7 protein-coding genes are annotated in these 12,712 nt (G+C 71.5%); 4 read left to right on the forward strand and 3 right to left on the reverse strand.

Annotation, left to right across the window (positions count from 1 at the left end):
- Together ACWEQL_RS01485 and ACWEQL_RS01490 are read left to right on the forward strand one after the other, a co-directional pair.
- Nucleotides 1-4,512 (forward strand): hypothetical protein, encoded by a 4,512-nt coding sequence (locus tag ACWEQL_RS01485; protein WP_452148085.1) that lies wholly within the window; start codon nt 1-3, stop codon nt 4,510-4,512.
- Between the two features lie 5 nt (nt 4,513-4,517).
- A complete protein-coding gene (locus ACWEQL_RS01490; RefSeq protein ID WP_452148086.1) occupies nt 4,518-5,588 on the forward strand; it encodes a Wadjet anti-phage system protein JetD domain-containing protein in 1,071 nt (356 codons plus the stop codon).
- A 233-nt stretch (nt 5,589-5,821) separates the two neighbouring features.
- On the opposite strand, the gene ACWEQL_RS01495 is transcribed toward ACWEQL_RS01490, so the two are convergent.
- Entirely contained in the window at nt 5,822-6,625 is an 804-nt protein-coding gene (locus ACWEQL_RS01495) for an exodeoxyribonuclease III (protein WP_452148087.1), read from the reverse strand.
- A gap of 280 nt (nt 6,626-6,905) precedes the next feature.
- On the opposite strand from ACWEQL_RS01495, the gene ACWEQL_RS01500 reads away from it, so the two are divergent.
- On the forward strand, nt 6,906-7,679 hold the full coding sequence (locus ACWEQL_RS01500; protein WP_452148088.1) for a GntR family transcriptional regulator: 774 nt from the start codon (nt 6,906-6,908) through the stop codon (nt 7,677-7,679).
- Nucleotides 7,680-7,804: 125 nt separating this feature from the next.
- On the opposite strand, the gene ACWEQL_RS01505 is transcribed toward ACWEQL_RS01500, so the two are convergent.
- Nucleotides 7,805-10,573 (reverse strand): helix-turn-helix transcriptional regulator, encoded by a 2,769-nt coding sequence (locus ACWEQL_RS01505; RefSeq protein WP_452148089.1) that lies wholly within the window; start codon nt 10,571-10,573, stop codon nt 7,805-7,807.
- A gap of 207 nt (nt 10,574-10,780) precedes the next feature.
- Here ACWEQL_RS01505 and ACWEQL_RS01510 point away from each other — a divergent pair, with 207 nt between their 5' ends.
- Entirely contained in the window at nt 10,781-11,275 is a 495-nt protein-coding gene (locus ACWEQL_RS01510) for a GNAT family N-acetyltransferase (protein ID WP_452148090.1), read from the forward strand.
- 87 nt (nt 11,276-11,362) lie between these two features.
- Here ACWEQL_RS01510 and ACWEQL_RS01515 read toward each other — a convergent pair whose 3' ends face one another.
- On the reverse strand, nt 11,363-12,538 hold the full coding sequence (locus ACWEQL_RS01515) for an ROK family protein (RefSeq protein WP_452148091.1): 1,176 nt from the start codon (nt 12,536-12,538) through the stop codon (nt 11,363-11,365).
- Between the last annotated feature and the right edge of the window lie 174 nt (nt 12,539-12,712).

Below are 12,712 nucleotides of genomic sequence, written 5' to 3' on the forward strand. Positions count from 1 at the left end.
GTGTACGAGCTGAACCGGGTCCGACTGTTCGGCATGGGACCGCGAGGAGCGCGCTTCGGTGACGTCGTGCTGGACCTGTCCGGAGTGGGAGCGCCGATCGGCAGCGGAAGCCTGTTCGAGGCGCCGCCGCGCCGGCCGAGTCCCTACAGCCTGCTGATGCTTGAGAACGGTGGGGGCAAGAGCGTTCTACTGAAGCTGGTGTTCTCAGTGATGCTGCCTGGCAAGCGCAACACGCTGGGGGGTTCGTCCGATGTGCTCGAGAAGTTCGTCGTCGGCGAGGAGGCTGGGCACGTCGTTCTGGAGTGGATGCACGTGAAGTCGGCCGAGCGGGTGATCACGGGAAAGACGTATCAGTGGCGGCGGACGAGTAACCGTGACGGTAGCAAGTTGGGTGAAGCCTGGTGGTCACTGCGCCCTGGGACCGACGTCGAGTTGGACACGCTGCCATTCACCCGCGATGGACGTCGGCTTCGGATGGACGGCTTCAAAGAAGCACTGGAGGAAGTCGACCGCGTACACCCGGCGACGCAGCTGGCTTGGCTTGGCAGCAATCAGGGCGAGTGGGTCGATCATCTGCGCAGCCTTGGCATCGAGCCCGACCTGTTCTCCATCCAGCGACGGATGAACGCCGACGAGGGCGATGCCGCGAATGCATTCCAGTTTAAGAGCAGCAAGGAGTTCGTCGACTGGCTGCTGATGGTTGTGCTGGACCCAGCGGACGCGGTCAGCGTCGCCGAGAACTTTGACAGCTACACCGTCAACATCGGCGACCGGGCAGCCATGCTGCTGGAGAGGGAGTTCACCGAGGGTGCAGTTTCGGCCTTGCGGCCTGCCGGTGAGGCACACAGCAAGACGGTCACGGCACGGGCGAAATTGGAGCAAACAGAGCTCGCCGCAAGGGACTTTGTCGCCGCGGTCACTGCACGGCGCCTCGCAGAGCAGGACGAGGCCCAAGCGCTCGGAACCGCGCATTCATCGGCTGCCACGGAGGCCAGTGCGCGCGAGAGCGATCGCGACCGGGCACGAGACGCGGTCAATGAGATCCGCAGGCAAACACTGAGCCTGGCGCTCGCGCTCGCCGAGGACGACCACGAGACCGCGGGGCGAGAGCAGGCTGCGGTCGACAGGGAGCTTGCTGCCTGGGCCGCATGTGAGGCAGTTCAGGTACGAGATCAGGCAGTCGCGGACGCACAAGCACTGGCCCAGCGCTTGGCTGATGCAGAAGAGGGCGCGCGGCCGGCCCTTGCCGCGCGTGATGCTGCTGCCGCGGGGCTTCTGGCGAAGCTGCACGATGAGGTGGACAAGGCTCGAACTGACGCCATGGCGCAGGACAGAGCCGCCGCGCAGTTCAAGAAGGATGCCAAGCGGGCAGATCAGGACCGCACTGACGCCTTGGTGGCTGAAGAACGGGCTCGCAGCGGGCGGAAGTCCGCCCTGGAGGAGGTCGCTGAGATCGGCCGGGAGGTCGAGCGAGCCACGATCGACGGACTCCTGTCCGCTGGTGAGGACGTGCCCACGGCAGCAGCCGCAGCGCGCGCAGAGGCCACCAGGCTCGCCACGGCACTCACGACTGCGGAGACGGACAGTAACACCCTCGTCAGCAGCCTCGAGTCAGCAGACGCTCTCGCCCGCCGGACCACCATCGAAGTGGCGCGCCTCGAGCAGCAGCGGGACGGGAAGGCCCAACAGCTACAGGACGTGACTGATCGAGCGATACGCCTGGGCGCCGACGATGTCATCCTTGCCGCACTCGCAGCCGCCACGGTTGACGCAAACACACTGGACGCTTCCGCGGACGCACTCGCAAGCCAGCTTGCTGACGACATTGCCACACGTGAGGAGCGTCTGGACGCGCTTCGCGCTGAGCAACGCGAGGACCAGAGGGTGCTCAACGCCCTTGGCAACGGTGGATTGCTGCCGGCCCGAGCGGAAGTGGACGCCGCCGTCGAGGTCCTGCACGCAGCTGGGATCGCTGCGCATCCAGGCTGGCGCTACCTGGCGCAGAACGCGCCCACAGGCGAGCGCGCCACCCTGGTGGCAACCCACCCCGAGCTCGCCGATGGGATCGTCCTCATCGACTCCGCTCAGCTGCCAAAGGCGCGCGTCGTACTGGAGACCGCGCGACTGCTCCCGACGGCCGCCATCACCGTTGACTCTGGCGCGACGTTGCTCATCGGAACCGAGCAAGCAAGCAGCCGCTACGTAATCGAGCCGAACCCAGCCATGTTCGACGAGGACGCCGCCGAGCTGCGCCGACTCGAGCTACGGGAGGGCATGGCTCGCCGCGGTGACCAGATCACGCCGATGACGAAAGCCCTGCTCCGTACCCGTGACGTCGTGGCCGAGCTGGCCGCCTGGCGGCGAGCTTGCCCAGCAGGCAAGCTCGCCGAACTGGCCGAAGAGGTTACGACCTCGGAAGCCCTCGTCGAGACCGCCAAAGAACAGCAAGCCACAGCGGAAACCGAGGCCAGCACCCTGCGGGAACGCATCTCTGAGAGCACGACCCTCACCACCGCGCTGCGCGCCGCAGAGCGAGCAGCCGCAGAGACGGCAAACGCTCTCGAACAGCTCGCCGCCCGGGTAGAGCGTGCCACCATCGCGCAACGCCGCGCCACCGAGCACCAGCAGACCGCAGAGGCGTCCCACCGCAAGGCCACTGACGCGAAAGCGGTGTGGGAACGCGCGTTGGAACAAGCGGAAGAGGCGGCTCGGGCCGCGGAAAACTCGCGCGACCGCGCCTCGCGGTACCTCGCTGCGGCGGAAGAAGTCGTCACCTCCAGTGGCGAAGTGAGCTCGACAGTGCCGAGCGAGAACCTGTTGACGCTACGACAGGTCTACGCCGCTGCCACTGATGCCTACCGCAAGGTCGAGGTCGGCCACGATCTCCGCGCAGAGGCCGAACGGGCTGCCACCGAGGCCGCCCGCCGTCGCGGCGAAGCCGAACGCCTCCCGCCCGACCTGCTGACCGAAGCCGAACAGCTGCTCGCCACTGCAGCCGGCGCCGACCGCGCCGGCCGGGAAGCAGCCATCGCAAGGGCCAACCGAGAGAAGGAGCGGCTCCGGACGGTACTCAGCACCGCAGCCGAACGAGTCGGACAACTGACCAGTGAGCTAAGCCAAGCGAGCCCCGCTGACCGAGACCGCAACGTATGGATCGTCCTACCAGATGAGCGCCGGCCCACCACGGTGCAGCACGGCTATCAGCTACTGGAGGAAGCGCAGGCCCAGCAACGTGACGCGCAGGAGGCCCTCGACAATGCAGTGCGGCACACCGCTGACCTGCATGACAAGGCGCAGAAAGCCGGAGATTCTGCCCGAGACTTCCGGGAATCGCTCGTCGCCCTCGAGGCCGGCCTCGACGACAGCGCAGCCCACCCGACACGCCAAGCCGCTACGACAGAGAAGGCCACCGACACGGTCGCGCCCTACGACAAGTCTGTGGAGACCGCACGAGAGCAAGCCCAACACCTCAGGAGCTCCCTACGCGATGCACGTGCCGCAGAGGCAGCTGCCACACGAGAGCTCCACAGCCTCATTGACGCGGTGGTCCGCTACGCCAGCGAGCCGCGCTTCGAAGCAATGACGAACGCAGCCCGACGGGCAATCATCAGCCTCGGGCGGGAGCACCTGGGCGTCCGTGTCGCTGAATTCGCCGACCAGCTCGCGCAACGCCTCGCCACACTGGACACGGACCTCGACAGCGCAAGCAAGCACCGCAAGCTCATCGTTGACCGGCTCGCCGCACTGACCGAAGGCGCCCTGAAGACGCTGCGCACAGCATCACGACTGTCCCGCCTGCCCTCCGGCATGGGCGAATGGGAGGGAAAGGAGTTCCTCCGCGTCCGCTTCGCGGACCCAGATCCAAGCCTGCTCGTTGCACGCATCGGTGAGCTCGTCGACGAACTCGGCGCCGCCACGGCGAACCGGAAGCTCGGCAACCGCGGCAGCGCCTCGAAGCGTGACGGCATGACTCTGCTCTTGCGATCGGCCGAGGCAGCCGTGCCCAAGGGATTCACCGTCGACGTGCTCAAGCCGGACGCCGTACTGCGGGACGAACGGGTGGCGGTCGAGCAAATGAATGACGTGTTCTCCGGAGGGCAAGAGCTCACTGCCGCCATCATCCTCTACTGCACCATGGCGGCACTTCGAGCCAACGAGCGAGGCCAGATGCGGACCCGTCACTCCGGTGTTCTCTTCCTCGACAACCCAATCGGCAAGGCGAGCGCCACCTATCTCCTGGACTTGCAGCAAGGCGTGGCCGCCGCGTTGGGCGTCCAGCTCGTCTACACGACTGGACTGTCCGACGACAGGGCCCTCGCGGCCTTCCCCTTGTGGATCCGCATGCGCAATGACGCCGACCTGCGCGCCGGACTGAAGTACATCCGGGTCGCTGAGATCGTCCGTGCTCAACTGCCAGACCCCTTTGACGCCCCCGACGTCGGCAGCCCGACATCAGCACCAGGAACCATCACAGCCGCCCGGGTCTACCGCCGGATGGCGACCACAGAATGAGCAGCGTGATCGCCGGAACCGACCATTCAGACCCACTACCTGCCAGAGCAGTTCGGCTTGCAGCTGCGCTGGAGGAGTGGCCACGACGCACCGTTACCCTCGCCGAGGTGTGGGATCTGTACGCAACAGCCGACCCCGCTTCAGCCATGCGCCCAACCCGACGTGCCGAACTCGCCACCACTCTCGAGGCGCTCACCGCGGCCCGTTTGATCACTTGCTCGCGAACCCGCGACACCTCAGCGACGCCAGCGCTGCCGACCAGGCTCACCCTGCCGAGCGCGCAACCGTCGCCGACGGCCGCAGTACTGGCACGCACCATCGCCTGGCGTCCGGAACTCGCCTGGGCTACCACAGCGAGGCTGACACTCGGACAAGTCGAGGTGTTGCGAGCGGTAAACGTCTGGCTACGCGACCGCGGCGGCGACGACGACAACGCGCCGCTGCGGGAACGCTCCCTCGAAGTGTTCGGATACGAGAAACGCCTTGACACACTGCTAGGTACGTCGCTGTTCGCCCCAGATCGACTCAGTCTGACTCTGCTACGCACATTCCGGTCCCGTCCACCGCTGTCGACCCGCCGCGTTGGAGACGGCCCGGTCATGCTGGTTGTGGAGAACGCGGACACCTTCGACACGCTGAGCCGGGTGCTGACTGACGCACCTTGCGAGGTGGGATGGATCGCATGGGGAGCAGGCGCGGCCTTCGAGGCCTCGGTGGCCTCGATCGCCGACCTGACCGAGGTGAGGCACGTCGCCTACTTTGGTGACATCGATGCGGACGGACTACGCATCCCGACCAGCGCGAGCGCGACCGCCGCGCGAGATGAACTGCCCCCAGTTCGGCCAGCAACAGGGCTTTACCAATTACTCCTTCAGGAAGGTGTGCCGCAACCCGGACAATCACGGCTCTCCCAGGACAAGGCCACGGAATTGGCCAGTTGGCTCGGCGAGCCACATGCGAGCCAATCCGCCGCGCTCCTTACCCGAGGGTGCCGGCTTGCCCAAGAGACAGTCGGCAAACGGCTCCTTCTGACTGCTCCACAGTGGCGCGACGGGCTGCACTGGCCCGCTCCGTAACCGTGTGACCGTTCCCGTTGGATGCCTTCCTTGGGGTGGCTGCCGAAACCGCATCCTCCTGAGCTGACCACACCCTCCGTCACCACCGATTACGGAACAGAGCCGTTCAATGGACAGACCCCAGTAGGTTGATCCCGTAGGCGCGCCCAGAGGCCTTCCTTCGCCAAGGCCGTGACGGTCGAGACGTCTGGGCGGAGCTCCCAGCTCCTGAGGAGCCCCGCCGTGGAGAGCTGTCAGAACTGGTGGTCGAATACCACGGTCACCGGTGCGTGGTCGCTCCAGCGCTCGGCGTGGGATGCGGCGCGTTCGACGTAGGCCTCGACAGCCCTGTCGGCCAGGACTTTTGTACAAACACTTAGGTCAATCCTCCAGCCCGAGTCGTTGTCGAAGGCGCGGCCGCGGTAGGACCACCAGGTGTAGGGGCCGGTGCGGTCGGGGTGGAGGGCGCGGACGACGTCGACGTAGCCGGCCTCGTCGTAGAGCTCGGTGAGCCAGGCACGCTCCTCGGGGAGGAAGCCGGCGGCCTTCTGGTTGGCCTTCCAGTTCTTGAGGTCCTCGGGGCGGTGGGCGATGTTCCAGTCGCCGCAGACCACGACCTCGCGGCCGTCGGCGGCGGCGCGCGCACGGAGTTCGCGGAGGTGGACCAGGAACTCGGCCATGAAGCGTTCCTTCTCCTCCTGGCGTTCGGTGCCGACTTCGCCGGAAGGGAGGTAAAGGCTGGCGACGGTGAGTCCGGGAAGGTCGATTTCGGCATATCTGCCCGAATTGTCGAATTCCTCGGAGCCGAATCCGATCGCCGAACGCGAGGGTTCCTGCCGGGAGAGGACGGCGACGCCGGCCCGGCCCTTGGTGGCGGCCGGGGCCCACAGGGTGTGCCAGCCGTCGAGGTCGCGCAGCTCCACGGGCAGCTGGGCGGGCTCCGAACGGACCTCCTGGAGGCAGATGACGTCCGCCTCGGTGGCGGCCAGCCACTCCAGGAAGCCCTTCTTGGCGGCGGCCCGGATTCCGTTCACGTTCACACTCGTCACCACGATCACCCGGGCAGCCTACCGAGGCCGGGTGGCGTGCCCGGGTGCGACGCGGCGGCGTGTCCGGGGTATGGACTGTCGTGAACGTGACATGAATCCCCGGGGATCGCCGGGAACCCGTGTCATTGGTCTTGACCATCTCCCGATAGAGCCCCTAGGGTCACTTACTGCAAGGACCTTTAATAAAGAAGGACGGATAAAGTCCGCTCTCCCACCTGCCGCAACAGCGGACAGCGGGTCGGCTCCGCCCTCCTTTCGGCACGGCGGACGATTCAGGGTGGAGGACACGGTGGGGACGACAGGACAACTCACGGCCGTACCGGAGCCGAAGTACTGGCACCTGCGCACGGTGCTGCTCCGCGCCATCGACACGGAGTTCTCCACCGGTCAGGTGCTCCCCAACGAGCGTGAGCTCTCCGCCCGCTTCGGCGTCGCCCGGGCGACCCTGCGCCAGGCCCTCGACCAGCTGGAGCTGGAGGGCCGGCTGGTCCGCCGCCGCGGCATCGGCACCCTGATCGCCGCCCCCCGGGTCGGCGTGCCCGTCAGCCGCCACGACGAGGGCTGGCCGGGCACCGCCCGCAGCCAGTCCTGGCGCACCGTGGACTGCACCACCGCCCCCGCCACCCCGCAGCTGGCCCGTACCCTGGGCGTCGGCGAGGGCGCGACCGTGCACACCGTCCGCCGGGTGCGGATGGTCCAGGGCGTCAACATGGCCACCGAGTCCCTGCACGTGCCCGCCTCCGCGCTGCCGCACCTGCCGGGCTTCCGCGCCGAGAGCGACCGCGCCCGCTCGGTGCTGCGCCAGCTGGAGCGCCTGGAGGTCGACGGCGAGTCCCGCTCGGTCGAGCTGGGCGTCGCCGAGGCCGCCGAGGCCGCCCTGCTGGAGCGCCCCCCGGGCTCGCCCGTCCTGGTGATGACCACCCAGTACGCGTCCGCCGGCCGCCTGGTGGCCGTCGCGGTCTCCACCTACCGGGCCGACACCTGCAAGCTCACCTTCGGCGAGACCGGCCTGGTCGAGGTCACTCCGGTCGGTGCCGACGCCCCGGTGCGCAGCGCCTCCTGAGCGGAACCCCTTCGAGCCACTCCGGAAACCCCTCCGGTACGGGCCCGGGCACTCCTCGCGAGTGCCCGGGCCCTCGCCGTTCCCGGGTGGGCCCTCGCCGTTCCCGGACGGGGAAGCGGGTGGCGTCAGGGGGCGAGCGCCCCGGCGAGCTGGTCGCGGGAGGTGACGCCGAGCTTGGGGAACGCCCGGTACAGGTGGTGCCCGATCGTGCGGGGGCTGAGGAAGAGCTGCGCGGCGATCTCCCGGTTGCTGTGACCGGCCGCGGCCAGCCGGACCACCTCGCGCTCCTGCGGGGTGAGCCGGCCCAGCGGGGTGCCGGTGGCGCTGGTCGCGTCGATCACCTCGCCGGTGCCGCGCAGTTCGGCGCGGGCGCGCTCCGCCCACGGGCGCGCCCCGATCCTCTCGAAGGCCTCCAGGGCCTCCCGCAGCACCCGCCGGGCGTCGGACCGGCGACGGCGGCGGCGCAGCCACTCCCCGTACAGCAGCCGGGTCCGGGCGAGTTCGAGGCCGCCGCCGGCGCGCTCGCCGTGGGCGACGGCGGCCTCGAAACGCTCCTCGGCGTGCTCGTCCGGACCGGTCAGGGCCCGGCAACGGGCCGCCAGGGCGAGGGCGGCGGGGCCGCCGGCCAGGCCGGCCCACCGCTCGACGCGTTCGACGGTGCCGGGTCGGGCCGCGCCGGTACGGGCGGCGGCCTCGACCAGGTCGGGCAGCAGGAAGGCGGGCAGTACGGCCGGCCCGTCCGGGTGCCGGTCGGCCCGGTCGAGCCGGTCGAGGGCCGCGGCCGACTCGCCGGCGCCCAGGTGGGCGAGGGCGAGGGAACGGTGCGCGTGGGCGGCGGCCGCGCCGAGGTCGTGCCGTCGCGCGTGGTCGAGCGAGGCCTCGGCCAGTTCGCGGCAGCGCTCCTCGTCGCCGTCGACGGCCGCGCAGGCGGCGAGGGTCGCGCGCAGGTAGCACGCGCGGTGGTCCAGGTCCGCGTAGACGGCGATCCGCAGGCCCTCCGCGGCGGCGGCGGCCGCCGGTTCGAGCGCGCCGAGCGCGAGGTGGGACTCGGCGAGCAGGTGCAGGCAGGTCGCCTGCCAGCCGAGCAGGCCGTGGGAGCGGCAGTGGGCGAGCAGCAGTTCGGCGAGCTCACGGGCGAGCGCGTGCTCGCCGAGGGTGAGCACGGCGTGGGCGGCCAGGAAGCGCTCGCTGAACAGCGCACCGGGATCGCGCGCCGCCCGTTCGAAGCGGTCCGCCGCGACGGGCTCGTCGCCGTACAGGGCGGTCAGGGCGGTCAGGGTGGTCAGGGCGGTGAGGGTGCCGGAGTCACCGTCGGGCGGGGTGGCGGCCGGGATCCGGGCGCGGACGCGTCCGATCAGGGCCGGGTCGCCCGCGGACTGGGCGGCGTGGAACGCCTCGACGAGGATCGCGTGACCGGCGCCGTCCGCCGCGAGCAGGGCATCGCCGTCCGCCGCGAGCAGGACCTCGACGGCCCGCTCCGCCGAGCCCGCGTTGAGCTCCAACGCGGCCCGCACCCGGGCCAGTTCGGCGATCCCGCCGCCCGGCCCGCCGGCCCCGGGGGCCAGCGCGCCGGAGTCCTCGCCGCGGCGCAGCAGCGCGGCGACCCGCTGGAACTGGCCGGCGTCCGCGGCCGCCTGGGCCGCGGCGACCAGACGGCGCCGGCGGGCGGCCGGCTCCGGGCTCAGCTGGGCGGCGCGCTCATGGGCGGCCGAGGCGCTCGCCATGCCCTGCCGGCCGGTGGCGCGTTCGGCGGCGAGGTCGAGCTCCCGGGCCACCGCCTCGTCCGGGCCGGTGGCGGCCGCCGCGCGGTGCCAGGTCCGGCGGTCGGCGTGCCCCGGGCCGGCCAGGGTGTCCGCCAGGGCCCGGTGGGCGGCGATCCTGCGGACGAGCGGGGCACTGCGGTACGCGGCCGCGCGCACCAGCGGGTGGCGGAACGTCAGGGAGCTGCCGTCCAGGCGTATCAGCCCCGCGGTCTCGGCGGCCTCCAGGACGGCGGGGTCGAGGACGGCGGTACCGAGGGCGGCGGCGTCGGAGGTGGGGGCCTGCGCCGCGCGCAGCACGACCGCCAGCTCACCCGTGTCGTCGGCGGCGGCGACCAGCAGCGCCGCCCGGGTCCGCTCCGGCAGCAGCTCGATCCGGGCACCGAAGGCGGCCCGCACCCGGGCGGAGGGCGTGGGGTCACCGGGCCCGGCCGGCAGCGGGCCGAGCAGCCCGGCGCGCTGCTCCTCGCTGAGCGACCGGGGCAGCTCGATCAGCGCCAGCGGGTTGCCGCCCGCCTCGGCCGCGACCCGGTCCCGTACGTGCGGGGGCAGACCGGCACCCGTGTGCCCGTCGAGCAGCGCGGTCACGGCGGCCCCGTCCAGGGCGTCGAGCCGCAGTTCCGGCAGGCCGAGCGGACGCGGCTCGCGCATCGCGAAGAGCATCACCACGCCCTCCGCGTCCAGCCGGCGGGCGGCGAAGGTCAGCGCGTCCAGCGACGCCTGGTCCACCCACTGGGCGTCGTCGACCAGGCAGAGCACCGGGTCCTCGCCCGCGTACTCCGACAGCAGCGTCAGAACGGCGAGTCCGGTCAGGAAACGGTCCTGCCCGGCCGGCGCGGCCAGCCCGAACGCCGCCCGCAGCGCGGCGGCCTGAGGCTCCGGCAGCCGGGCGAGCCGGTCCAGCGCGGGACGCAGCAGCAGGTGCAGGGCGGCGAAGGGGAGTTCGCTCTCCGCCTCGATGCCGGTGGTGCGCAGCACCCGGGCCGCTCCCGGGTCGCCCGCCAACTCGTCCAGCAGCGCCGTCTTGCCGATACCGGCCTCGCCGTGGATCACCAGCGCCCCGCTGGTACCCTCCACCGCGCGCAGGAGAAGGCTTCTGAGCTGGCCGGATTCCGCGGCCCGACCGTAGAGCATCCGGCGAGTCTAGCGGCGCGGCCGTACACGTCCGAACGCCCCCGTCCACCGCGACCTGCGAGCGCGGCCACCCGCGATGACGTACGGCCCGCCGGTCGCGTTGGGTCATGATGACCGATTCGCGGACGGCGGCCCCGCGCCTACTGTCGTACCCGTTCGCCCCGGCCGGCACCGGCGGGGCGCCGACGACCCTGGTACGGAGTGGATATGACCTCGTTCAGCATCGACGCGGCCCGGCTGCGACTGCGCCCCTACACCCCCGAGGAGGCCGGGCGGGTGGCCGCCGGCACCGAGCGGGCGGGCGACTGGAGCCCCGGGTTCCCGCGGGAGGACGACCGCGACGTGGCGCGGATGTACCTCGCGGCACCGGACGGCGAGCCGCTGTTCGGCCCGCTGCAGATCGTGCTGCTCGGCAACGACCTGGTGATCGGCGGCATCGGGTTCTTCGGCCCGCCGGACGAGGAGGGCACCGTGGGCCTCGGCTACGGCGTCGCGCCCGAGGTGGAGGGCCGCGGCTACGCCACGGAGGCGCTGCGGGCCCTGCTGCAGCGGGGGTTCGCCACGGGCCGGGTCCGGCGGGCGATCGCCGACACCGACCACGACAACCTCGCCTCGCAGCGGGTCCTGGAGAAGGCGGGCCTGGCCCGGGTCTCCTCCGACGAGCGCCTCCACCACTACGCCCTCACCCACGAGGGCCGCTGAAGCCGACGCACCCGGGAGGGCGGGCGGGCCTGCGGCGCAAGCCCCCAGGCGGCCGGTGTGTGGACGAACGGGCCAGCGGCGGCCGGACTACCGGCCGCCGCCCGCCGGCGGGTCGACCGCGAACAGCTGCTCCTCCACGTGGTCCAGCGCCACCCGCAGCGCTCCCATCGCCACCACCTCGGTGCCGAGCGCGGCCAGCGCGACCTCCGGCGCGCGCAGGGTGAACCGGGCGAGGCGCTCGCGCAGCGGCTCCAGCACGCCGTCCAGACCGGCCGCCCAGCCGCCGACCACCACCAACTGCGGGTCTATCGCCAGCACCAGCGCCGCCACGTCGTGCACCAGCCGGGCCAGGAAGCGGTCCATCGCCACCCGGGCGACCTCGTCCCCCTCGCGGGCGAGGCGCAGCACCCGGGCCACCGCCGCCTCGTCCAGCGGGTCGAGCGGCTTGCCGGTGGTGGACAGCAGCCGCTCGGGGGAAACCTCCTGGCCGAGCAGGTGCAGGGCGCCGATCTCGCCGGCCGCGCCGCCGTACCCGCGGTGCAGCCGGCCGTTGATCAGCGAGCCGGCGCCGGGGCTGAGCCCGGCCATCACGAACACCACGTCGTCCGCGCCGACCGCCGCGCCCTGCCAGTGCTCGGCGATGGCGGCCAGGTTGGCGTCGTTCTCGATGAGCACCGGGCAGCGGAACGAGCGCCGCAGCCGGGCGCCCAGGTCCAGGCCGGTCCAGCCGGGCATCGCGGTGCCGAGCTGGACGGTGCCGTCCCGGTCGACGATGCCGGGGGTGCCGACGCCCACCGCCCACAGGTTGTCGCGCGAGATGCCGGCCTTGCGCAGCACCTCGGCGACCACGGCGCGGACCGCGGACAGCCGCTCCTCCGCGTCCAGGGTCTCCTCCACCGGCTTGAAGTGAGTGCCCACCACCTCACCCGTCAGGTCGGCGAGGATCACCCGGACGTCATGCACGTTGATCTCGATGCCCAGGATGTGCCCGGCCTCCGCGCGGAACCGGAACCACCGGGCCGGCCGCCCGCGCCGCCCGGTGCCGCCCGCCCCGCCGCCGTTCTGCGGCTGCTCCACCTCGGCGACCAGGCCGGTCTCGACCAGACCCTCGATCACGCCCTCGACCGTCGGCCGGGACAGTCCGGTGTCCCCGACCAGCTGAGTGAGGGTCACCGACTGGCCGGCCCGCAACGCCCGGAGCGTGACCGCCGCGTTGATCCGCCGCAGCAGTGAGGAGTCTCCTCCGGTGAGCCGATCCGCCAAGACGCTGCCCTTCGCCGTTCGCGCGACAGCTCTGGCGCGCGGTCCGATGCCGCGGACGCCGCCGGAGGACGTGCCCGGTGCGCCGAGTGCACCACACTGGGCACACCCTGACGCACCCGCCGCCCCGGAGGGCCCGCGAGAGTCCGCCGCCCGGAACGCGGCACGGCAGCGCTG

This window comes from Kitasatospora sp. NPDC004240 (assembly GCF_053603215.1).

Coding starts and splice junctions, on each gene's coding strand:
- ACWEQL_RS01505 (WP_452148089.1), bottom strand. CDS start 10,573: ATGCTCTACGGTCGGGCCGCGGAATCCGGCCAGCTCAGAAGCCTTCTC.
- ACWEQL_RS01510 (WP_452148090.1), top strand. CDS start 10,781: ATGACCTCGTTCAGCATCGACGCGGCCCGGCTGCGACTGCGCCCCTAC.